We start from the raw sequence: 22,175 nt of genomic DNA on the forward strand, positions 1-22,175 counted from the left end.
CCAGACTGCCAGGGTCGATATCGATTTTGTCAGTTCAATTTTGCCACCACTTTACCACTCAGTCGCAGTCGCCGACTGACGGTATTGTATTCATAGCGGTCTGCGGAACTTGTGCCTAGCTGTGAAACGATGCGCGCGGTGCCATTGCCGGTCAGTATCCGCGTCTTTTGATCAAATGAGGCTTGATCTGATGTGGCTTCGCCGTCCTTGAACGCCACACGTGCGGCCCCCGCCAGACTGACAACCATGGTCGTTTCATTCCAGCTCAGCGACTGGGCGGTGGCCGTTTCGCCCGTGGGCAAATTGACCTGAACCCCTCCCTCAAGAGTCAGGATGGACGGATCTGCAGTCCAAATCGCGCTCTGGCCGGTGGCACGTTCACCACCCTTGCGGGTAAACACCACATTGCCCTTCAGGGACAGGGTCTGGTTGGTGGGGCTCCACACGCCATCTTCGGCAACAGCCACTGACCCATCGGCAGTCTCCATGCGGGGTTTTTCCAGCCGCACGGGGCCAATGGGATCTGCTACACTGCGGGTGGCCTTAACCCCCTTCACCTTCAGGCGCTTGCCGTCCTTGGTATTGCCGACAAATTCAGGGGATTCCATCACATATTGATCATTTTGTACCAGATTGGTGGTATCAATTGCGGCTCCCTGCACCCCGCGCAGAATGACGCTGCCGACCAGCAGTAAAGTCGACAAGGCCGCACCACCCAGGAAAACCAGCCGCGTCGTCTTGACCCGTATGGTGCGCCGACGCGCATCCTGGGGCGTTAGACGTTGCCGGGGCAGGCCAGCAGAAATGGGATGTGTCGCGGTCATGCGTGGGAGAAGATATCAGCTTCCGCCCAGCCTGCCAGGTCAAGCTCGGCACGAAATGGCAAAAAGTCAAAACAGGCTTGGGCCATCTCAAGCCGGCCTTCGCGGGTCAACATTTCCACCAGACGTGTTTTGGCAGCATGGAGATAAAGCACATCTGAGGCCGCATAGGCCAATTGCGCCTCACTGAGTTTGTCTGCGCCCCAATCAGAGCTTTGTTGTTGCTTGTTAAGCTCCACCCCGACCAATTCCTTGACCAAATCCTTCAGGCCGTGGCGGTCGGTATAGGTGCGGACCAGTTTTGAGGCGATCTTGGTGCAGAAAATCGGCCCAATTGTAACCCCCAAATAGCGTTTGCACATCGCCACATCAAAGCGCGCGAAATGGAATAGTTTTTCTACTTTGGGATCGGCCAAAAGCGCCTTCAAATTCGGGCAGTCATAGGTGGGTCGGTTCAATCGCACCACATGGGCGTCACCATCCCCGGCACTCAATTGCACAACGCACAAAGCATCGCGCACCAGCGACAGGCCCAAAGTCTCTGTATCAACAGCCACCACGGGACCAAGGTCGAGTCCGTCGGGAAGGTCGCCCTCATGGGAATGAATGGTCACGATAAACGCCTCATTTGTTCTTTATTTTGGTCGCAAGAGCCTGTTTCACAAGCGCGGACCCCTGCCACCTGTCTCTCTAAGCCCTTTTGCCCGCTACCGCAAAACCCTAACTGCGCGCGGGGGGTGGCTGGGGTGGCCGTCCCTCTTCAAACAACAGACAAGTTCGACCATACACAATTTTTGCCCCGAAACTGGGATTAAATTAGGTCAAGCTCGAATGGGGCCATTGATGAACCAAAATCGCGATACCGATGCAGATTGGGACCACTTAGGCCAAACACAACCCTATTGGGCTGTGATGACAGAAGAGCGTTTTCGCGGGCAAAAAGTCAGTCGCGACGTCGAGGACCAATTTTATCAATCTGGACAAGGCGATGTCGAAGCGATCCATGCGACGCTCATGGCACGCTTCCAGGCTCCAGAACGATTTAAGTCGTGTTTGGATTTTGGATGCGGACTTGGCCGCTTGCTCATCCCAATGGCCGCCAGAGCAGATCAAGCGATAGGTGTTGATGTCGCGGCATCCATGCGTCGACTTTGCCAGCAAAGACTGGATCGCGACGGGCTGAATCACGTTATTCTGGTGGACGTCCCGACATCTGCGGCAAGCTACGCTCCCTTCGCGTGGATCAATTCATACATAGTGATGCAACATATCCCACCGAGCCGTGGATTCGAATTGATTGAAAGCCTTACAAGCTTACTGGAGCCGGGCGGATATTTGAGTTTACACATCACCACCCACCGTGATCCGCATTTGATGCCCTCTCAGACACGTAACCCTCTGCGCCTGCTTGCGCGGTCCCTGCGCCATCGCCTGTTTCCGCAGCGCGATGTCGGTCAAATCACGATGTATGACTATGATTTGGCCGATGTCCTCAGCCGACTAGAACGTCTCGGTTGCAAGCAATTTCACTTGGAGCCGACCAACCATGGCGGACACCACGGCTTCATGATCTATACGCAAAGAACCCAATAGGCCTGCGCCCCAGAAATCCTAAAGGTCGCTTCAAGTTATCTCGATTGACGGGGCTGGTGGATTGTCATTGGTCTTAGGCGTCCCCTTGAGAGGACTGTCCTTTCTGGCGCGTCGTGGACAGGCGGGCTAGTGACAAAGGAGCTGGGCACTTGGTTGGGTTTGGATTGACTGCGGCAAGCTTGGGGCTGGCATGACCATGACAGTGGCCCATCCCTCATTCAAAGAGGCCTTTTACGTATTTGCCCGTATCGGCTTCCTCAGCTTTGGCGGCCCAGCCGGGCAGATCGCATTAATGCACAAGCTGTTGGTGGATGAGAAGCGCTGGCTGGACGAAGACCGCTTCTTGCATGCCCTCAGCTATTGCATGCTGTTACCGGGGCCCGAGGCCCATCAATTGGCGATCTATTCGGGTTGGCTGTTACATGGCATCCGCGGCGGCATCATGGCTGGGCTGCTATTTGTGCTGCCGGGCTTTTTGGTGATTTTGGCGTTGGCGGCGACCTATGCCCTGTTTCAAGGCCATCCTGCCATCCATGCGGTCTTCTTCGGTGTCAAAGCGGCGGTGGTGGTTATTGTGTTGGATGCGCTGGTGCGGGTGGCGCGCCGGGCGCTGCACAATCAAATCATGTGGCTGATTGCTGCTGCGAGCTTTCTGGCGTTGAGCTTTTTGGCTTTGCCTTTTCCGCTGCTCATTCTGATCGTGGCGGTGGGCGGGCTGGTCGGTGGTCTCATCCGGCCTGATGTGTTCCGCGTGACCGGCCATGCCGCTGCCAAGGCTGGGGAGGGCCCATTCCTTAAACTGGATGTGCCGGTACCTCAGGGCGGGTGGAGATATGTTGCCCAGATTGCGGGGGTGGGCATAGTCGTCTGGTTGGCGCCGGTTGTGGCGCTGGTTCTTGCCCTTGGCGGGGGGCATATTTTCAGCCAGATCGCAATTTACTTCTCACAAATGGCGGTTGTGACTTTTGGTGGGGCCTATGCCGTGCTGGCCTGGGTGTCGCAGGCCGCAGTTGACCAGTTTGGCTGGCTGACCTCACGCGAGATGATGGATGGTCTGGCCTTGGCCGAGACCACGCCCGGCCCCCTCATTCTGGTGCTGGCCTATGTCGGCTTTCTGGCCGCCTTTCGCGACGCAGGCGGCCTGGACCCTGTGCTGGCCGGGGTGTTGGGAGCGGGTCTGACGGCCTGGGTCACCTTCATCCCCTCATTCATCTTTATCTTTGTGGGTGCGCCCTGGATTGAGAAGTTTCGCGCCAATGTGGCTTTATCAGGTGGTTTGGCAGCCATTACTGCCGCCGTGGTCGGCGTGATTGGCAATCTGGCTGTCTGGTTTGGATTGCATGTCCTGTTTGCCAAAGTAGAGACCACACAGATCGGCATCCTCAGCTTTGCTAATCCCAATGTGCCAAGCTTTCAGCCAGCCGCCTTCATTCTGACCCTGATGGCAGGCGTTTTATTGTTTCGCGCCAAACTGGGCGTCATCCCACTTCTCGGTGCTTGCGCCGTGTTGGGCCTCTTGGTGCAAAGTCTTCCCTTTGCGTGAGGCATTGGACAGACGACTTTTATAGGATGGCTTTATTGATTTTTTAGACTCTCTCGGACATCGTCAAACAAGAGAATGGTGCCCAGAAGAGGACTCGAACCTCCACGCCTCGCGGCGCTGCTACCTGAAAGCAGTGCGTCTACCAATTCCGCCATCTGGGCAACGGAAGCGCGGATTTAGAGGACATGGGCGCAGGCGTCAATCGACTTATCAGCGATTTGGGTGTGATTTGCGCGAGCTCCGGCCTTGCTGGGACGACGGCAGGCGGGATAGAGAATAGGGCTATGAGCCGTTTGGTGATCATGGGCGTTTCAGGCGCGGGCAAGACAACCTTGGGCACGGCTTTGGCCGCCCGACTGGGCTGGCGCTTTCTTGACGCCGATGATTTCCACTCGGCTGAGGCCAAGGCCAAAATCGCCTCAGGCACCACGTTGGATGAAAACGACCGGGCTGCGTGGCTTGCCCGGATTAAGCCTGTGTTTGAGGCACCCGGGAAATCGGTGGTTCTGGCCTGTTCAGCCTTAAAGCAGAGTCATCGCGAAAGCCTCACACCTGATTATCTGGTACATTTGGTGATTGGGACAGATCTCGCACACCATCGCCTCAGCACGCGGTCAGGCCACTTTGCCGGTCCAAGCATTCTGGCAAGCCAGTTTGCGACGCTGGAAACGCCGCAAAATGCCCTAGAGGTGGCAGCAGGCCAACCCACTGCCACACAGGTTGATCAGATTATCGACGCTTTTGGGCTTAAAACGGAATAGGCCGACGGCGCTTGGAATAGGCCGTGTAGCCGGTATTGACCCCGGCCCGGAATCCAACCCCGGTCCGCATGGGGGCAAGCGTTACCCCTTCGGCGCGCTGATAGGTGACCGCAACACCGGCAATGAAGAAGGCGGCCCCCTCTACGCCGGGATAGCGGCGATAAATCCCGTCAGGATTTTCCAGATTATAAACCAGGGTAAAGACCTTGCTGATATTGCCGCCGGTATCAAAGCCGATCGAAGGACCCTGCCAAAATACTTTGCGCTCCTGGCCATCTTTCATCACCAATGTGCCCTGGCCATAGCGCAGGCCAAAACCCACGGCGGCGGCATATTCTTCGCCCCGGATATAACCGACCGGGCTGCCCTGATCTTGAAAGACCCGCTCTACCGCTTGACCGACACTGCCTGAGGTCTTGCCAAAGAAGGTGCTGGCGGCATTGACGATTTCTTCTTTCGAGAAGCTGTCGGGATTGCTCGTCCGCGCGGCAGGTGCCGGGCTTTGGCTTGCAAGAGCTGCCGTGTCGTCAGTGGTCGGCCCGGATGGTTGCGGGGTCGAGGTTTGTGCCAAGACAGGCGTGCCCACCAGAAGGGATGCAGCCGCCAGAATGATAAATTTCCGCATGGACATGATGTCGCTCCAGTATCGCCCCTCGCGCACCTATCAGCCAACATGGTTAGTTTGGCGTTAAGATGGCAGGCCGCTTGCCACGGTCAGCATGGCTTTCCTCAGGCCTCAGCCTCAGGTGCGGACAGATCGTAGGGTACCAGAACCGGGGGATCATCAAGCTCGTGCACAAGACCCCGGTCACGCGTGATCAAGGTGCGTCCGCCGGCCTGAGCGGTGGCCAGGATCAAGGCATCGGCAAGGTCCAAGCCGCGATCCCGTCGCAGGTCGGCCGCATAAACCGCAATGTCGGCATCAATGTCGATCAGGTGAAAGCGATCCAGCCACAGGCGCACCGCTGTGTCTTGTTCTTCAGCCACACCGGCCATTACTTCCACCCAAGAGATTGCCGAAATGGCCCCATCACTATAGCTGGCCAACACCGCACTGGCCGCACCAATGCCGTGCAGATGGTCAATCAGAATATTGGTGTCGAACAAAACTTTCATGGCGGGCCGATCCTTTGGATAAAGGTGACGGACTGCGACCTCAAGTCCCCGCATGCGCCCGTCTTCCCCTTCGCCGCCGGGTCAGCTAAAAGCCCCGCCAATTCCCCGTTTCGACAGACAGAAAGACACCTCAGTGGCACATCAGCATATTTTCCAGATGCAAGGACTGACCAAAGCCTATCCAGGCGGCAAGAAGGTATTTGAAAATATCTGGCTGTCTTTTTATCCCGATGCCAAGATTGGCGTTGTGGGGGTCAACGGGTCTGGTAAATCGACCCTGCTGAAAATCATGGCTGGAATCGACAAGGATTTCACCGGTGAGGCCCGCCCGGCTCAAGGCACGAAGATGGGCTATCTGCCGCAGGAACCCGAGCTCGACCCCAATAAGTCGGTATGGGAAAATGTGATCTCCGAATGCCCGGAGAAAATCCTGTTCGACCGGTTCGGTGAAATCTCGATGAAGATGGCCGAGGATTATTCCGATGAATTGATGGCGGAAATGACTGCCCTGCAGGAGCAGATTGATGCAGCCGATGCCTGGGACATTGATGCCAAGATTGAAATGGCAATGGGGGCTTTGCGCTGCCCAGACAATGATGCCGACATCACCAAATTGTCCGGCGGGGAAAAGCGCCGCGTGGCGCTGTGCCGTCTTTTGCTGTCCAAGCCCGACATGATGATGCTGGACGAACCGACCAACCATTTGGACGCTGAATCAGTAGCTTGGCTACAGCACCATCTGGAAGAGTTTCCGGGCTGCGTTATCCTCGTCACCCACGACCGCTATTTCCTCGATCAAGTCACCAAATGGACGCTCGAACTCGATCGTGGCAAGGGCATCCCTTATGAGGGTAATTATTCCAGCTGGCTTGAACAAAAGGCCAAGCGGATTGCGCAGGAAGAGCGCGAGAGCGATGCCAAGTCAAAAATGATGGCCAAAGAATTGGACTGGGTGCGCCAAAGCCCCAAAGCCCGTCAGGCCAAGTCCAAAGCCCGTCTTGCCCGCTATGAGGAAATGGCTGAAGCGGCCGAGCGCGAAAAGCAGAGCTTTGCCACCATTCAGATCCCACCAGGGCCTCGTCTGGGCACCAATGTCATCCGCTTTGACAATCTGTCAAAGGGCTATGGCGATCGCATGCTGATCAAAGACCTGACCTTCAAGCTACCGCAAAACGGTATTGTCGGTGTGATTGGTCCAAACGGGGCGGGTAAATCCACCTTGTTCAAGATGATCACCGGGCAAGAACAGCCCGACAGTGGCTCGATCACATTGGGCGAAAGCGTCAAACTCGGCTTTGTCGACCAGAATCGTGACCAGCTCGATGACAATAAAACCGTGTGGGAAGAGATTTCCGGTGGCCTCGACATCATCGATGTCGGCGGCCGGGAAGTGCCGTCGCGCGCCTATGTCGGTACCTTCAATTTCAAAGGCGGCGACCAGCAGAAAAAGGTCGGCCTCTTGTCGGGCGGGGAACGCAACCGCGTGCATCTGGCCAAGACATTGCGCTCTGGTGCCAATGTGCTTCTGCTCGACGAACCGACCAATGATTTGGACGTGGAAACCCTGTCAGCCCTTGAAAACGCGCTGGAAGCCTGGCCCGGTTGCGCCGTGGTCATCAGCCACGACCGTTGGTTCCTTGACCGCTTGGCCACCCACATCCTCGCCTATGAGGGCGACAGCCATGTGGAATGGTTTGAAGGCAATTTCGAAGCCTATGAAGAGGACAAGAAACGCCGCCTGGGCCTGACCGAAATCATCCCAAGCCGCATCAAGTTCCAGAAATTTGCGCGGTAGGTTTCCGTTCTTTAGTCCCCATCGCCTCTGATCCGCTGCAAGAACGCACACACACAATCGCGCCTTAATCATAGGCGCTATTTCAAATTATTTCAATCAGGACGCGAATTATGGGGTGGGCAATCGGAAGTCCGCTCCTGAGCAGCAGACGTCCTACGTCAAAATGGCCGGTGGCTTTGTCGACCCCTACAACACAAACCGGCTCAGATCGGTGTTTTTCGACAGGCCTTCGACTTTGTCGCGCACATAAGTCCCGGTGATTTCGATCGCTTCCCCGCCCCGGTCGGTGGCGTTGAAACTGATGTCATCGAGCACACGTTCCAGCACGGTGTGGAGGCGGCGTGCACCGATGTTTTCCACATGCGTATTCACCGCGACCGCAACATCGGCAATCGCATCGATGGCGTCTTCGCTGAACGACAGCGTGAGACCTTCGGTGCCGATAAGGCCAATATATTGTTTCACCAAGCTGGCCTCAGGCTCTGTCAAGATCTTGCGGAAATCATCGCGCGTCAGGGCCTGCAGCTCCACCCGGATCGGCAGGCGGCCTTGCAGTTCCGGCAATAAGTCCGATGGCTTGGCAACATGGAAAGCCCCTGAGGCGATGAACAAGATAAAGTCGGTCTTGATCGCGCCATGCTTGGTCGACACGGTGGTGCCCTCGATCAGAGGCAGCAAGTCGCGCTGAACACCCTCGCGGCTCACATCGGCCCCTTGGCGTTCGGCCCGCGCACAGATTTTGTCGACCTCATCAATAAAGACCACGCCTTCGGTTTCCGCCAGATGGAGGGCCTCTTGGGCTATAGAATCCTTGTCCAAAAGCTTATCGCTTTCTTCGGTGACCAAGGGCTCATAGGCTTCTGCTACGGTGGTTTTGCGCGTGCGCTTGCGCGCGCCTGACAGGCTTTGCAGCATATTTCCCAGATCAATCATGCCGCCGGGGGCACCGGGAAATTCCATCATCGAGGAGACAGGCGAGCTGACATCAAAATCAAGCTCAATTTCCTTGTCGGCTAAGAGACCGCCGCGCAATTTCTTGCGGAAGGCTTCGCGCGTTCCATCGCTGGCCTGGGTGCCGACAAGGGCATCAAGCACCCGGTCCTCTGCCATGGCTTCGGCTTTGGCGCGCACATCCTTCCGGCGACGGTCGCGCACCAAATGGATGGCAGCCTCCACCAAATCACGGATGATCTGGTCAACATCACGGCCGACATAGCCGACCTCGGTAAACTTGGTGGCTTCGACCTTCACAAAGGGTGCGCCCGCCAGCTTAGCTAGACGACGGGCAATCTCGGTTTTGCCAACACCCGTTGGCCCGATCATCAAAATATTCTTCGGTGTGGTTTCATCGCGCAACTTTTCAGGCAGGCGCTTGCGCCGCCAGCGGTTGCGCAGGGCAATGGCCACAGCCCGCTTGGCATCGGCTTGGCCAATCACGTGCCGGTCGAGTTCGGAGACAATTTCACGGGGGGACAGATCAGTCATCAGGAAGTCGCCAATTGTTCGATGGTCAGCTGACCATTGGTATAGACACAAATATCGGCCGCAATCGCCATGGCCTTGCGGGCGATCGTCTCTGCATCCAGGTCTTGGTCATAAAGCGCCCGGGCCGCTGCCAGTGCATAGCCGCCGCCAGAGCCAATTGCGGCGACCGGATGATCGGGCTCCAACACATCTCCGGTGCCGGTTAGGACATAGGTGCCGGTTTGATCAGCACAAATAAGCATTGCCTCCAGCCGCCGCAGATAACGGTCGGTGCGCCAGTCCTTGGCCAACTCAACACAAGCCCGCAGCAATTGGTTGGGAAAACGCTCAAGCTTGGCTTCGAGGCGCTCAAACAAGGTAAAGGCATCTGCTGTCGCCCCGGCAAAGCCCGTCAAGACCGTGCCATTGGCAAGGGTACGTACTTTGCGCGCACCATGCTTCATCACTGTATTGCCGACTGAGACCTGACCATCCCCGACAACGACGACTTTGCCGCCTTTGCGGACGGCAAGAATGGTGGTGCCGCGCCAGTCGGCGGCTGGACGTTCAAAATCGCTCATGGTCTTGTAATGGGACTTGTGGCGACTGACTTCAAGGCAAGAGGCCTGATGTCAGCTCGGGCGGCGCAGTCCGTCAGGTAATTGTGTGGGGGCCATTCCGTCGGCGCGCGCAGCCCAGTTCCGCGCGTGGGCTTCAAAGGCATCTGCCGACATGGGCGAGCCAAACAGATAACCCTGACCCAAAGTCGCGCCGCGTTTTTTCAAGAAGGCGGCCTGTTCCTGCGACTCAACCCCTTCCGCGACCGTCTCGTAGTTAAGGCCACCGGCCATGGCGATAATGGTTTCGATCATGGCTGGTGCGCTGCGGTCCTTACCCAAAGCGCGAATAAAGCTTTGATCGATCTTGAACACGTCAAACGGCATTCGGGTTAAGGCTGCCAAATTGGAATGACCGGTACCGAAGTCGTCAATGGCGATCCGCACACCTTTGTTCCGCAAAGGCTCGAGCAATCGGATGACGCGATCAGGATTGCTCATCGCGATGGATTCGGTGATTTCCAGCTCAAACAAACTGGCAGGCAAGCCTGTTTCGGCGAGAATATTTTGAACCTTGGCGGTGAAGTTGTCGTCGTTGAATTGCATGGCCGACACATTGACCGCCACCCGCAGCGCAATTCCGCGACGCAGCCAGCCCGCTGCCTTTTTCGCTGCATCACGCATAATATAGTCGCCCAAGGGCGCAATCAGTCCGGTTTCCTCAGCTGCTGCGATGAATTTGGTCGGCGACACCATGCCCTGTGTTGGATGGTTCCAGCGCACCAATGCCTCACAGCCATGGATACGGCCGGTTCCCAGATCGACCTTGGGCTGGAAATAGGCCATGAATTGGCCCTGTTCGATGCCGGCCCGGATCTCGTTTTCCAGCACCAGTTTTTCAAGTGCGCGCTGGTTCATCTTGCGGGTGAAGAAGACACTGCGGTTGCGCCCACCATTGCGGGCGTGGCTCAAGGCCAGTTCGGCAGAGCGCAAAACCTCTTCGCCCGTTTCACCATCTTGCGGGAATATCGCGATCCCAGCGCAGGCCCCCAGCACGATCCGATGGCCGCCCAATTCGAAATGCTGACGCAGGCCTGCTGCGACCAATTGCGCAAACCGACCAGCCTGTGTGGGATCATCAATATCGGGGATCAGAACGGCAAATTCCGAAATACCGGTACGGGCCAAAAGGGCCGGCCGGGCAATGCAGGTTTGCAGCCGCACAATACGGTCCGAAGCCCGCACCGCCGCCGATAGACGCTCTGCCACAAGGCCAAGCAATTCTTCCCCGGCGATTTGGCCCAAGGTTTCCTGAACCCGAATGAATTTGTCGACATCAATCGAGATAACAGCACCAACCAGATTATTGACCGCGTTGGACTTGGCAGCTTCGTCGGTTTCCTGGCGAAAACGATCCCGGTTCGGCAATTCGGTGATCGTATCGACGAAGGCGAGTTGTTGAATTCGCTTCATAGATGCATCGAGACGTTGCATCATGCGGTTCAGGGCCCGGGCGAGTATTTCTAATTCATCGCCTGAACGCACATCCAGCCGAACGGCTAATCGTTTGAGATTGGTTTGTTGGGCAAAGTCGGTCAGGTCGCGTAAGGGCTCGGTGATCCGGGTCACAAAGGCATAAAATGTGGCCGAGGCCAGGAGCATGGCAAGGCTCGACATCCCCACCGCCCAGGCCAGAGTGGAGCCGTAGCCGACAGTAAAAATCAGTGTCAGCGTCATGCCCAGCATCACAAGACTGATTAAGCCGACAAAAGCCAACGTCAGCTTTCCAGCCAAGGTCTTCTGTATGTTTTCCAGCCAGTCTTTCACTGAGTTTTTGCGCCTGTTGGTTCCAGCCTGAGCCCGTCGGCCCGAGGGCGTTTGGAACGAGGAGGCATTTGGCACAGATTATGTTGACATCGGCTTAACCCAGGCGCCATTGACGACATGCTGTATCCGCGCGCAAGGCTGGTTTCCTTTGACACGTGAAGAGGTTAAAGGAGGGGCCATCATCCTCCCGCGCAGTCTGCCGGCTCCATCACAGAAAGCATTGATCGTGCGAACCGCCACCATTCACCGCAAAACCAAAGAGACCGACATTTCCGTCACACTCACCCTCGACGGTACCGGCAAGGCCAATGTGTCGACAGGAATCGGCTTCTTCGACCATATGCTGGAGAGCTTTGCCAAGCATGCTTTGATTGATCTCTACGTGTCGACCAAGGGTGACCTGCACATCGACATGCATCACAGCGTTGAAGATACGGGTATCGTGATGGGCCAAGCCCTTAAGGCAGCCTTAGGTGATTTTTCCGGCATCCGCCGTTTTGGTCACGCCTATATCCCGATGGATGAGACATTGAGCCGGGCTGCCGTTGATCTGGCCAATCGGCCCTATCTCATCTGGAACGTGCATTTTGAGCGTCCCAAGGTCGGGGAAATGGACACCGAATTGTTCAAGGAATGGTTTCACGCTTTTGCTGGCCAAGGTGGTCTGTGCCTGCATGTTGAAAACCTCTATGGCCAGAATACGCACCATATCATCGAAAGCTGCTTTAAAGCCCTTGCACGGGCCTTGCGCATGGCTGTCGAGATCGACCCGCGACTGGGCGGGGCGGTGGCATCGACCAAAGGGGTCCTGTGAGATTGATCACAGAAACACACTGATTTCAAAACGGTTTGACCGGAAGCGCGTGCCAGTGGCAGCGCATACCGAAGGAAGGCACAGGCATGCTGACCTTGATTGACTATGGCTCAGGCAATTTGCGCTCGGCCGAAAAGGCCTTGATCGCTGCCGGTGCTCGCGACGTGTGTGTAACATCTGATCCCGATTTGGTGGGCAAAGCCGCTCAGATCGTTTTGCCAGGTGTAGGGGCTTTTGCCGATTGCGCGGCCGGTCTCGCGGCTGTGGACGGTCTACGCGAGGCTCTCCACATGCGGGTTATAAAGCAAGGCATCAGTTTTCTGGGCATTTGTGTCGGCATGCAGCTGATGGCAGACGAGGGCATTGAGTTTGGCACGACCCCGGGATTGGGCTGGATCGGGGGTCATACGTCTATTCTTCAGCCAAATAATCCAGCACTCAAAGTGCCGCACATGGGCTGGAACACTGCTGAGCCGGTTGGCGCTGGCATCTTTACGCAAGCTTGGGGTGGGGAGCAGGATGTCTATTTCGTTCATTCCTTTGCTTTTCGCGCCAGCAATCCAGCTGATGTGGCCGCCTGGTGTGGCTATGGTGAAGATAGGTTTGCCGCCGCTATCGCCCGCGACAATTTATTGGGCGTACAATTCCATCCCGAAAAGAGCCAGAAGGCAGGACTCGCCCTTCTGGGAAGCTGGTTGAAACAATGATCCTTTATCCCGCAATCGATCTGAAGGACGGTCAGGCCGTACGTCTCTTTAAGGGCGACTTTGCCCGCATGACTGTGTTTGACACCAATCCAGCAGACCGGGCTGCCCGATTTGAGGCGATGGGCTTTGCCTATTTGCACATCGTTGATCTCGATGGGGCGCTCAAAGGGGCCGGAGCCAATCTGGACGCCATTGCTGCCATCCGGGCCCGTACCCGGCTTCCGATGCAATTGGGCGGGGGGATACGTGATCTGGCAGCCATTGAGAAGGCGCTGACCTTGGGCGTCAACCGGGTCATTTTGGGCACGATTGCCGCCAAAAACCCACCCTTTGTTCGTGAAGCTGCCAAGGCATTTCCCGGTCAAGTCGCTGTTGGCATTGATGCCATTGATGGCATGGTGGCCGTGGAAGGCTGGCTGGAAACCACCAATGTCACGGCCCTTGATCTGGCGCGCCAGTTTGAGGATGTCGGTGTGGCGGCGCTGATCGTTACCGATGTCGGACGTGACGGTACCAAGATCGGCATCAATATCGACTTTACCGGTGCGATTGCCGATGCGGTGGGTGTGGATGTCATTGCCTCTGGTGGGTTGAAGGGGGTGGAGGATATTGTCGCCCTCAAGGCCCGACCCGGCAGACCCGTCGCCGGCGCCATTCTTGGCCGGGCGCTCTATGACGGGCTGATCGATGCGGCAGAAGCCTTAAGGATTGCCGCATGAGCCTGAAGGTCCGGATCATTCCCTGTCTCGATGTCAAGGATGGCCGTGTTGTCAAAGGCGTGCAATTCGAAGAATTGCGCGATGCAGGCGACCCGGTGGCACAGGCACAATTCTATGATTCAGAAGGGGCGGATGAAATCTGCTTTCTTGATATCTCCGCCAGTCATGAAGGGCGGGGTACATTGCTGGATGTGGTGCGTCGAACCGCAGAAGTGTGCTTTACCCCGCTAACAGTTGGTGGTGGTGTGCGGGCAACCGAGGATGTCCGTGCCCTCTTGCTGGCGGGAGCCGATAAAGTGGCGATCAATACTGCCGCTGTCCGCGATCCAGCCCTGGTTACTGCGGCTGCGCGTCGTTTTGGGTCCCAATGCATCGTGGTGGCCATTGATGCCAAGCAAGTCGGCCCAGATCACTGGGAGATTTTTACCCATGGCGGTCGCACCCCGACTGGTATTGATGCTTTGGCATTTGCGCGCGACATCGTCAGCCGCGGAGCGGGGGAGCTTTTGGTGACCTCGATGGACAAGGATGGCACCAAGTCCGGATATGATCTGGCCCTCACACGCGCCATTGCCGATAGTGTTAGCGTGCCGGTGATTGCATCGGGCGGCGTTGGCACGCTGGATGATTTGGTTGCCGGCATCACCCAAGGCCATGCCAATGCGGTCTTGGCGGCCTCGATTTTTCACTTCCGAACCCATACACTGGCAGAAGCGCGCGCCGCACTCGCCGCCGCCGGAGCCGCTGTGCGTCAACCGATTTAAGGATAGCCACCATGTCAGCCACCGCGCCGGATATCTCGCTTGGCCAAGCACTGGACCAATTGATCGCCGATCTGGCGCTTAAGAAAAATGCTGATCCACATGAAAGCTATACCGCCCGGCTTTTGCGGGACGGACCGATGGCCGCTGCCAAGAAGCTGGGTGAAGAAGGTGTTGAGACGGCGCTGGCAGTCGCTGCCGGCACGCCGGCCCAAATTGCGGTGGAATCGGCCGACTTGCTCTATCATCTGGCGATCAGCCTGATGTCGCGCGAGGTTGATCCTGCCGAGGTTGGCGCCGTCTTGGCCGCCAGACGCGGGCTGTCCGGCTTGGCCGAGAAGGCCGCAAGAGCCAAGTCATGACCCAAAACATTGCTATTCGTCCTGCAGAGGCTTCAGACGCAGGGGCGTTGGCCGCTTTTGGCGAGAAGACGTTCTTGGCCACCTTTGGTCACCTCTATCCACCTGAAGACAAAGCCTATTTCATTTCGCTGCGCTATAGTCTCGAACGAACCTTACAGGATATTGCCGACCCAACCCGCTGGTTGGTGGTTGCCTATGAAGGTGCCGAGCTCGTGGGGTTTCTCGATTGTTGCCAACTGGGATTACCGCTCCCCCAGCCCGAGGCAGGGGCCTTGGAGATTTCGCGTCTTTATCTCGATGAAAGCCAGAAAGGCACGGGTCTGGCGCAAAAATTGATGGAGATGGCTTTAGAGTGGGCGCGCGCCAAAGGTGCTCCGGCGATCTATCTGGGTGTGTGGTCGCAGAATGAACGCGCCAAACGCTTTTATGCCAAGTTTGGATTTGAGATTGTCGGGGCTTATCATTTCAAAGTGGGCAAGACCTTGGATGATGAGCGCATCATGCGCCTGTCCCTGACCTCAGCCGACTGACGCTGTTGGCCTCAAACCAGGCCGAGTGCCTTGGACAGCGAAAAAAGGCTGGTCAAGGTCAAGACGGTGCCGACGAGGAACAGAAGCTGGCGCGCAGGCACCCGTTTGGCGAGGATAGCACCGAAAGGTGCGGCCAGAAGGCCACCGGCAATAAGACCCAAAGTGGCCAGAGTGAAGGCTTCCCAGCCCAAGTTCACGATGAAGACTGCTGAGATCACAGTCGTGAGGAAAAACTCAGCCGTGTTGACTGTCCCAATCGTCATACGGGGATCTGTGCCTTGCACCAAGAGGTTGGACGTGACCACCGGCCCCCAACCGCCTCCGCCGACCGCATCCAGAAAGCCGCCAACCAGACCCAATGGTCCGGCAAAGCGCGCACTGCGGTGGATTTGGCCCTTGGCCATGCGCCAAGCCCGCCACAACAGATACAGACCAATACAGGCCAAATAGCCCATCACAAATGGCCGCGCGACTTCGGCATGGATGTTGGAAAGAAGATAGGCGCCGGTGATGCCGCCAATCATGCCGGGAATGACGAGGGTTGCGAATAATCGCCAATTCACATTGCGATGCAGGGCGTGGCTGATGGCCGAGGCTGCGGTCGTGAACACTTCAACAATATGCACAGTGGACGAGGCCCGCGCTGGTGGCATGCCCAGAACGCTTACCAAAAGGGTGGAGGTGATGACCCCAAACGCCATTCCCAGCGCCCCATCCACCAGTTGCGCCACAAAGCCAACCAGGATGAAGGGCCAGATCGCGTGCAAATGCTGTGTCACAAAATCGATCACACAAGAGGCTCCCGACCCGGATCCACCGGGCCCTTCATATAGGCATAGCGCAAGACACTGGCGATAAACCCGATCTGCAAAGACCCGTTAGAGAAGCTATCATAATGGGCGGATAGGCTCAGGACCAGACCTTGGGCAAGCCAATCATGCCCGAGCAGCGGCGCGGGCTGCGGCTAAACGGGTGATGGCGCTGGCCAGAACCGCCTCTTCCTTGGCAAAACACAGGCGAATGACAGGTGGCGCAGTCGCAGGATCGGCATAGAGGCTTTCCAGTGGAATTGTGGCAACCCCAAATTGGGTCACCGTGTTGAGGCAGAAATCCATACTAGGCTGCTCAATGCCAGAGGCGGATAAGTCGACACATAAAAAATAGGTTGCCGCACTGTCGAGCACGGCAAAGCCTTCTCTCATCAGGCCCGTGCGCAGAAAATGATAGGCTTTGGTGAAGTCCGCGCGCTGGCCTTCAAACCAAGCAGGACCCCACCCCAGCCCATGGGCGACGGCTGCTTGCAAGTGCGGGGCCGTGGTGAAGGTCAAGAATTGATGCGCCTTGCCTATGACCCGTGCGATCTCAGGGTCGGCGCACACAAAGCCCACTTTCCAGCCCGTCATGCCGAACATTTTGCCAGCTGAACCGATTTTGACCGTGCGCTTTGCCATGCCGGGCAGGCCAATCAAGGGATGATGCTTTTGGCCATCCAGCACCACATGTTCCCACACTTCGTCACAAACAGCGATCAGATCATGGCGCTGGCATATATCTGCAAGCCCTGCCAATTCTTCTGGCCCGAAAGCGCGCCCGGTCGGATTCATGGGGTTGTTGAGCACAATCATCCGCGTGCGCGGTGTGATGACCGCCTCAATCGCAGTCAGATCGAGCGTCCATTTGGGTGGGAACAGAGGTATAGTCATGGAACGCGCCCCGGCGCGCGCGATCAGGGGCCGGTAGGCATCATAGGCCGGATCCAGCACAATCACCTCATCACCGGGCACCAGCAAAGCCAAAAAGCTGGCCGCCAATGCTTCTGTTGCCCCTGATGTCACCACCACATGCTCGTGGCTCAGCGACAGGCCTTGATGGCGCACATAATGTTCGGCGACAGAAGCGCGCAATTCAGGCAAACCCAGCATGGGCGGATATTGGTTGGAACCTTGCATCAGACCGTCGCAGGCCAGACGGCGCAAGGCCTCTGGTCCTTGACTGTCCGGAAAGCCTTGACCCAAATTGATCGCCTGATGCTGGCGGGCCAAACCCGACATGACTTCAAAAATCGTTGTCGGCAATTCTGACAAATGTGGATTGAACGCCATGCCTAAAGCCAATCTGCCACCGGAAGTCCACGTTCGGTCAAGAAGGCGCGATTGAACAATTTGCTCTGATAGCGGCTTGCGTAATCACACAAGATGGTGACGATGGTCTTGCCGGGCCCCAATTCAGCCGCCAGCCGCATCGCACCCACGACATTAAGTGCGGCAGACCCGCCAATCGCCAGACCCTCGTGGCGGACAAGATCGAACAAGACTGGCAGCCATTCGGGATCCTCGACCCGATAGGCATTATCGACCACAACATCCTCCAGATTGGCTGTCACCCGTCCCTGCCCGATACCCTCGGTGATCGACGTGCCGGTCGCCTTCAATTCCCCATGCTTGTACCAATGATACAGAGCAGCACCGCCAGGATCGGCAATGCCGATGGCGATGGCAGGATTACACGCCTTCAAAGCACGGCTGATACCGCCTAGAGTACCCCCTGATCCAACCGAGCAGATAAAACCATCAATCTTGCCGCCGGTTTGTTCCCAGATTTCGGGGCCGGTGGTTTCCTCATGCGCACGGCGATTGGCCAGATTGTCAAACTGATTGGCCCAGACCCCACCTTGTTCGTCCGCCAACCGACGGGACACTTTTGTATAATGGTCGGGATGGGCAAATGCGACGGCATCCACCTCAACCAGTTCGGCGCCAAACAGCCGAACGGCATCCTTCTTTTCCTGACTCTGGGTCCGTGGCATCACGATGATACAACGATACCCTAAAGCATTGGCCACCATCGCAAGCCCGATGCCGGTGTTGCCGGCGGTGCCCTCGACGATCAGTCCGCCAGGCTTGAGCACGCCGCGCGACTCCGCATCACGGATGATACCTAAAGCAGCGCGATCTTTCACCGACTGACCGGGATTGAGAAACTCAGCCTTGCCCAAGATCTCACATCCCGTGGCTTCGCTGGCGGCTTTTAGCCGCACCAAAGGCGTGTTACCAATCAGATCAATGACACTTCGGGCGATCGGGGCCATACTTTAATCCACTTCAAGTTCGTGCGCGCTGTGTGAGTGCAAACGGCCCATCTCCACGTCAATTGACCCGTCGTGTCAACGTCCTTCTGGCGGTGGTGTGCGCCAAAAGCGCGATTATGTGATTGGCTTATTTGAGCAATCCGACTATGCCGATCATGAAATGATATATCCGGTTCTGCCCTGTCGCAGTCCGATTTAGGCGGCCTCTCACCCGATTGTCGCCCGAGTTTCCAGTTTGATTGCCAATGTTGAAAGGCGAAATTGAGCCCATGACCGAAATCGCATTGCAAGCCTATTTATCCATTGCCGAATGGCCGACCGAACAGGCCGTGTCCACCATGATTGCCAACCAGCAAGAGGCGGCCCAAGCGGTGGCGCGTGTGGCTGGTTCTTTAGCCCATGCCGCCGATTCTGCTGCCCAACGCCTTGGCCGGGCAGGTCGGCTGATTTATGCAGGGGCGGGAACCTCGGGGCGTATCGGTGTGCAGGATGGGGTGGAATTGGGCCCCACCTATGGCTGGCCCAAATCCCGCTTGACGTTTCTGATGGCCGGTGGTGAGGCTGCCTTTATGCAAAGTGTGGAGGGCGCTGAAGATCGCCATGAAGCGGGTGTGGCCGAGGCAGAAGCCCTTGGCCTCACCGCGGCCGACGTGGTGATTGGCTTGGCCGCAAGCGGATCGACACCTTATACAATCGGCGTGATTGAAGCCGCCCGACGGGCAGGGGCTCTGACCATTGGTTTAGCCAATAAGCCCCCGGCTCCGTTAATTGAGGCCGCCGAGATCGGCATTCTCATCGAGACCGGGGCAGAAGTCATTGCCGGTTCGACCCGCATGAAAGCAGGCACAGCCCAAAAGATCGCCCTCAACGCTTTATCGACCGCCATCATGATCCGTCTGGGTCTGGTCTATGAAGGACGCATGGTGGCGATGCAGATTTCCAACCGCAAACTTCTGGGTCGGGCGCGAACCATGATCATGGAACTCACCGCCTGTTCAGCCTCACAGGCCGACGCAGCTCTTGAGGCATCAGGGCAAGACATCCGTGCGGCGATCCTGTTGATCAAGGGGTGGCGCTTGGAGCAGGCGCGGGCAGACCTTGACCAATGGGCCGGAAATCTTGCAGCAGTGATCAAGGCCCGCCAAAACTGACCGCGTCAGTCGGCAAAGCTGTTTGCCCCAACCCTGCCAGTGTGTGAAAGGATCTCGATGACCGACCTTGCCCCCATTAAAGGACTGAGCCCGGAAGCCATCTCGGCACGTGTCGATCAGATTTTGGCCGAAGCAAGCCTGTCTGAGAAAGTTCGGATGATGTCGGGCAAGGGCTTCTTCAAGCTGCTTGCCGCCAGTGGTCGGCGCTGGGGTGCTGATCCGTATCCGGCAGGCAGCGGTATCGACCGACTGGGCGTTCCGCCGCTTTTCTTCACCGATGGCCCACGCGGGGTGGCGCGGGGCCACTCCACCTGCTTTCCCTGTACCATGGCGCGCGGGGCCAGTTTTGATGTCGATCTGGAACGACGCATTGGCGAGGCCATGTCGATTGAAATCCGCGCACAGGATTGCACCCTGTCTGGGGCTGTGTGCGTCAATCTGTTGCGCCACCCTGCTTGGGGCCGGGCGCAGGAAACCTATGGCGAGGATCCCTGCCTTTTGGGTCAGATGGGCGCTGCCCTGTCTGTGGGCCTTCAGACCCATAATGTGATTGCAACCGTCAAGCATTTTGCCCTCAATTCGATGGAAAATGCGCGCTTTAAAGTCGATGTCCGGATTGATGAACGGGCGTTGCATGAGGTCTATCTCCCGCATTTCAAGACCATTCTGGATGCTGGCTGCGCCAGTGTGATGAGCGCCTATAATCAGATGAATGGCGCTTTCTGCGGCCAAAACCGAACCTTGCTGACCGACATTTTGCGGGTGGAATGGGGCTTTGACGGCTTTGTGCACTCTGATTGGGTGATGGGTTTGCGCCATGTGTCGGCCGCCTCGGCGGGGCTTGATATCGAAAACCCGGAGCCTTTGGTGTTTGGCAAGCATTTGCTGGCCGCTGTGGAAGCCGGTCAGATAGAGCCTCAGGTGATTGATCAGGCCTGCCGACGTATTTTGAGCACACAATATCGTTTTGCCTGTGCCGAAGATCCGCTGCCCGACTATCCGCTCGATTTGGTGGCCCAGCCCGCCCATGTGGCTCTGGCGCTGGAAGCGGCAGAAAAGTCTGCCACTTTGTTGCGCAATGAAGGCATGCTGCCCCTCAATCGTGGAGAGCTGCGCAAACTGGCCGTGCTGGGTCGCTTGGCGAACAAGGAAAATACCGGTGACTTCGGGTCGAGTCGGGTGCGGCCACCTTATGTGGTGACCCCCTTGCAGGGCCTTGAACTGGCCTTGGGTGATTCCACCTTGATCGTGACCGGCGATGAAGGTGACATTGCTGCCGCCGCTGCTGCCTCTCGAGACGCCGATGCCATTATTGTGGTGGTGGGCTATACCGCCCGCGAGGAAGGGGAGTTTATCCCCGAAGACATGACTTTGGGCGTGGCAAGCGACGACTTGGGCAGCCCGGCTCCACCCAGCAGCAACGAGCCCAGCGCCGAAGAGGCCCGGGGCGGTGACCGGACCCATTTGGGCTTGCCAGCGGACCAGATTGCCTTGATCGACGCGGCATGTGCGACCGGACGCCCAGTTCTGGTGGTGCTTGTGGCAGGATCGGCTGTTCTGGTCGAGGGCTGGTACGACAAGACGGCCGCCATCCTGCAAACCTTCTATTCCGGCATGGAGGGCGGCACGGCGCTTGCGCGAGTGGTGCTGGGGCAGGTCAATCCATCGGGCAAATTGCCCTTCACCGTGGCCACCGACCCGGATCATTATCCTTTCTTTGATAAGGATGCCGATGTCATCACCTATGATTATTGGCATGGCTATACCAAGCTGGCGCGCGAGACCATCGCCCCGCGTTTTTGTTTCGGGCATGGCCTGTCCTACGCGCACTATGGCTATCGTGCTTTGCGTGTGCGCAGGACCCGCACTGGAATTGAAGCTCATGTCAGCATCACCAATCTCGGCAATCGCGCCGGCGAGGAAATCGCCCAGCTTTATGTCGGCTTTCCCGGCACGCTGGTGGAGCGGCCGGCTAAAGTGCTCAAAGGCTTCCAACGCGTCGCCTTAGAACCCGGCCAGACCAAAACAGTCCGATTTGACATTGATCTGGCAGACTTGGCCTATCGCGACCCCGTAACCCACACGTGGCGACAGGAGCCAGGCGTCCACCGCATCTATGTCGGCGGGTCGAGCCTGTTGGCTGACCAACTCTCGACCCGCATCTCGCTTTAGCCAACACCCCCACCCCCGCTTGCACATCAAAGCAGGGTCACAGCTACAATAAGGTGATCATCGGTACTGGCCAGCGGCGGGGGGGGGGTAAGGGCGGGGGACGACTTCGGCTTTTCTGGGTGATCTGAAAACCCATGGCATCGAAGGTGGCACTGATTTCATGGCCGCGTCGGGCCATGATGCGGGGGCGCTCATCAGGGGCAAGCATGGGGCCGGGACGGCGGCGTGCGAGAGAGAAGGCCAAGCGCTTGGCCTTGGCCTGGGGGTCGGCTGCGATGGCCTGCAGCAAGTCCAAGCGCCGCAACCAGCGGCCGATGGGCACAGGGGCGGGGGCAAAGTAAAAGGGCCGGGCTTGGCCTGCGATGGCCCAATGCAGCGCCTCAAACCGCTGTGC

General features: G+C 57.5%; 23 protein-coding genes and 1 tRNA gene. 12 read left to right on the plus strand and 12 right to left on the minus strand.

Going from position 1 to position 22,175, the window contains the following annotated elements:
- Nucleotides 1–29 precede the first annotated feature (29 nt).
- Both PbB2_RS14785 and PbB2_RS14790 read right to left on the minus strand, forming a co-directional pair.
- Nucleotides 30–824: a hypothetical protein gene (locus PbB2_RS14785; protein ID WP_108986154.1), complete on the minus strand. Its 795-nt coding sequence runs from the start codon at nucleotides 822–824 to the stop codon at nucleotides 30–32.
- Nucleotides 821–1,435, minus strand: a complete 615-nt coding sequence (locus tag PbB2_RS14790) for a ribonuclease D (protein ID WP_108986155.1) — start codon at nucleotides 1,433–1,435, stop codon at nucleotides 821–823. Before PbB2_RS14790 ends, PbB2_RS14785 begins: the two co-directional genes overlap by 4 nt.
- A gap of 229 nt (nucleotides 1,436–1,664) precedes the next feature.
- Here PbB2_RS14790 and PbB2_RS14795 point away from each other — a divergent pair, with 229 nt between their 5' ends.
- Together PbB2_RS14795 and chrA are read left to right on the plus strand one after the other, a co-directional pair.
- Nucleotides 1,665–2,414: a class I SAM-dependent methyltransferase gene (locus PbB2_RS14795; protein WP_192576373.1), complete on the plus strand. Its 750-nt coding sequence runs from the start codon at nucleotides 1,665–1,667 to the stop codon at nucleotides 2,412–2,414.
- A 196-nt stretch (nucleotides 2,415–2,610) separates the two neighbouring features.
- Nucleotides 2,611–3,957 carry a chromate efflux transporter gene (gene chrA, locus PbB2_RS14800; RefSeq protein ID WP_238165039.1) on the plus strand — a complete coding sequence of 449 codons (1,347 nt, stop codon included), beginning with the start codon at nucleotides 2,611–2,613 and terminating at the stop codon, nucleotides 3,955–3,957.
- Between the two features lie 76 nt (nucleotides 3,958–4,033).
- Here chrA and PbB2_RS14805 read toward each other — a convergent pair.
- Nucleotides 4,034–4,118 (minus strand) — tRNA-Leu (locus PbB2_RS14805).
- A gap of 123 nt (nucleotides 4,119–4,241) precedes the next feature.
- Between PbB2_RS14805 and PbB2_RS14810 the strand changes: the two genes are divergently transcribed.
- Nucleotides 4,242–4,718 carry a gluconokinase gene (locus tag PbB2_RS14810; RefSeq protein ID WP_202864988.1) on the plus strand — a complete coding sequence of 159 codons (477 nt, stop codon included), beginning with the start codon at nucleotides 4,242–4,244 and terminating at the stop codon, nucleotides 4,716–4,718.
- Here PbB2_RS14810 and PbB2_RS14815 read toward each other — a convergent pair.
- Nucleotides 4,705–5,349, minus strand: coding sequence for a DUF1134 domain-containing protein (locus PbB2_RS14815; RefSeq protein WP_108986157.1), 645 nt, complete (start codon nucleotides 5,347–5,349; stop codon nucleotides 4,705–4,707). The genes PbB2_RS14810 and PbB2_RS14815 overlap by 14 nt on opposite strands.
- Nucleotides 5,350–5,447: 98 nt before the next feature.
- Nucleotides 5,448–5,888 carry a PIN domain-containing protein gene (locus PbB2_RS14820; protein WP_108986158.1) on the minus strand — a complete coding sequence of 147 codons (441 nt, stop codon included), beginning with the start codon at nucleotides 5,886–5,888 and terminating at the stop codon, nucleotides 5,448–5,450.
- A gap of 79 nt (nucleotides 5,889–5,967) precedes the next feature.
- Here PbB2_RS14820 and ettA point away from each other — a divergent pair, with 79 nt between their 5' ends.
- Complete coding sequence (gene ettA, locus PbB2_RS14825) at nucleotides 5,968–7,629, plus strand: energy-dependent translational throttle protein EttA (protein WP_108986182.1); 1,662 nt, start codon at nucleotides 5,968–5,970, stop codon at nucleotides 7,627–7,629.
- A 186-nt stretch (nucleotides 7,630–7,815) separates the two neighbouring features.
- Here ettA and hslU read toward each other — a convergent pair whose 3' ends face one another.
- The 3 genes from hslU to PbB2_RS14840 are packed head-to-tail and all read right to left on the minus strand — an operon-like array spanning nucleotide 7,816 to nucleotide 11,477.
- On the minus strand, nucleotides 7,816–9,114 hold the full coding sequence (hslU, locus tag PbB2_RS14830) for an ATP-dependent protease ATPase subunit HslU (RefSeq protein ID WP_108986159.1): 1,299 nt from the start codon (nucleotides 9,112–9,114) through the stop codon (nucleotides 7,816–7,818).
- Nucleotides 9,114–9,674 (minus strand): ATP-dependent protease subunit HslV, encoded by a 561-nt coding sequence (gene hslV / locus PbB2_RS14835; protein WP_108986160.1) that lies wholly within the window; start codon nucleotides 9,672–9,674, stop codon nucleotides 9,114–9,116. Before hslV ends, hslU begins: the two co-directional genes overlap by 1 nt.
- A 51-nt stretch (nucleotides 9,675–9,725) precedes the next feature.
- A complete protein-coding gene (locus tag PbB2_RS14840; protein WP_133245847.1) occupies nucleotides 9,726–11,477 on the minus strand; it encodes an EAL domain-containing protein in 1,752 nt (583 codons plus the stop codon).
- A 223-nt stretch (nucleotides 11,478–11,700) separates the two neighbouring features.
- On the opposite strand from PbB2_RS14840, the gene hisB reads away from it, so the two are divergent.
- The 6 genes from hisB to PbB2_RS14870 all read left to right on the plus strand — a co-directional run bounded on the left by hisB (nucleotide 11,701) and on the right by PbB2_RS14870 (nucleotide 15,370).
- Nucleotides 11,701–12,291 carry an imidazoleglycerol-phosphate dehydratase HisB gene (gene hisB / locus PbB2_RS14845; RefSeq protein ID WP_108986183.1) on the plus strand — a complete coding sequence of 197 codons (591 nt, stop codon included), beginning with the start codon at nucleotides 11,701–11,703 and terminating at the stop codon, nucleotides 12,289–12,291.
- A gap of 86 nt (nucleotides 12,292–12,377) precedes the next feature.
- The gene (gene hisH, locus PbB2_RS14850) at nucleotides 12,378–12,998 is read left to right on the plus strand and encodes an imidazole glycerol phosphate synthase subunit HisH (RefSeq protein WP_108986162.1); all 621 of its coding nucleotides are present in this window, start codon (nucleotides 12,378–12,380) and stop codon (nucleotides 12,996–12,998) included.
- Entirely contained in the window at nucleotides 12,995–13,717 is a 723-nt protein-coding gene (hisA, locus tag PbB2_RS14855) for a 1-(5-phosphoribosyl)-5-[(5-phosphoribosylamino)methylideneamino]imidazole-4-carboxamide isomerase (RefSeq protein WP_108986163.1), read from the plus strand. Before hisH ends, hisA begins: the two co-directional genes overlap by 4 nt.
- A complete protein-coding gene (gene hisF / locus PbB2_RS14860; RefSeq protein WP_108986164.1) occupies nucleotides 13,714–14,481 on the plus strand; it encodes an imidazole glycerol phosphate synthase subunit HisF in 768 nt (255 codons plus the stop codon). The genes hisA and hisF overlap by 4 nt, the downstream gene beginning before the upstream one ends.
- Before the next feature lie 11 nt (nucleotides 14,482–14,492).
- Nucleotides 14,493–14,840, plus strand: a complete 348-nt coding sequence (gene hisE, locus PbB2_RS14865) for a phosphoribosyl-ATP diphosphatase (protein ID WP_108986165.1) — start codon at nucleotides 14,493–14,495, stop codon at nucleotides 14,838–14,840.
- On the plus strand, nucleotides 14,837–15,370 hold the full coding sequence (locus tag PbB2_RS14870) for a GNAT family N-acetyltransferase (protein ID WP_108986166.1): 534 nt from the start codon (nucleotides 14,837–14,839) through the stop codon (nucleotides 15,368–15,370). The genes hisE and PbB2_RS14870 overlap by 4 nt, the downstream gene beginning before the upstream one ends.
- Before the next feature lie 11 nt (nucleotides 15,371–15,381).
- Here the strand turns inward: PbB2_RS14870 and PbB2_RS14875 are convergent, their stop codons facing one another.
- From PbB2_RS14875 to PbB2_RS14885, 3 genes are all read right to left on the minus strand, one after another.
- Complete coding sequence (locus PbB2_RS14875; protein ID WP_108986167.1) at nucleotides 15,382–16,161, minus strand: sulfite exporter TauE/SafE family protein; 780 nt, start codon at nucleotides 16,159–16,161, stop codon at nucleotides 15,382–15,384.
- A 144-nt stretch (nucleotides 16,162–16,305) separates the two neighbouring features.
- Complete coding sequence (locus PbB2_RS14880; protein WP_108986168.1) at nucleotides 16,306–17,472, minus strand: aminotransferase; 1,167 nt, start codon at nucleotides 17,470–17,472, stop codon at nucleotides 16,306–16,308.
- Between the two features lie 2 nt (nucleotides 17,473–17,474).
- Complete coding sequence (locus tag PbB2_RS14885; protein WP_108986169.1) at nucleotides 17,475–18,458, minus strand: cysteine synthase A; 984 nt, start codon at nucleotides 18,456–18,458, stop codon at nucleotides 17,475–17,477.
- 269 nt (nucleotides 18,459–18,727) lie between these two features.
- Between PbB2_RS14885 and PbB2_RS14890 the strand changes: the two genes are divergently transcribed.
- The gene (locus tag PbB2_RS14890) at nucleotides 18,728–19,609 is read left to right on the plus strand and encodes an N-acetylmuramic acid 6-phosphate etherase (protein WP_108986184.1); all 882 of its coding nucleotides are present in this window, start codon (nucleotides 18,728–18,730) and stop codon (nucleotides 19,607–19,609) included.
- A 57-nt stretch (nucleotides 19,610–19,666) separates the two neighbouring features.
- Nucleotides 19,667–21,781, plus strand: coding sequence for a beta-glucosidase family protein (locus PbB2_RS14895; protein ID WP_108986170.1), 2,115 nt, complete (start codon nucleotides 19,667–19,669; stop codon nucleotides 21,779–21,781).
- 43 nt (nucleotides 21,782–21,824) lie between these two features.
- Here PbB2_RS14895 and PbB2_RS16165 read toward each other — a convergent pair.
- The coding region (locus PbB2_RS16165) for a hypothetical protein (RefSeq protein WP_192576375.1) at nucleotides 21,825–22,175 on the minus strand (351 nt) is incomplete at its 5' end.

Origin of the sequence: Candidatus Phycosocius bacilliformis (assembly GCF_003112735.1) — a bacterium.
GTDB lineage: Bacteria > Pseudomonadota > Alphaproteobacteria > Caulobacterales > Aquidulcibacteraceae > Aquidulcibacter > Aquidulcibacter bacilliformis.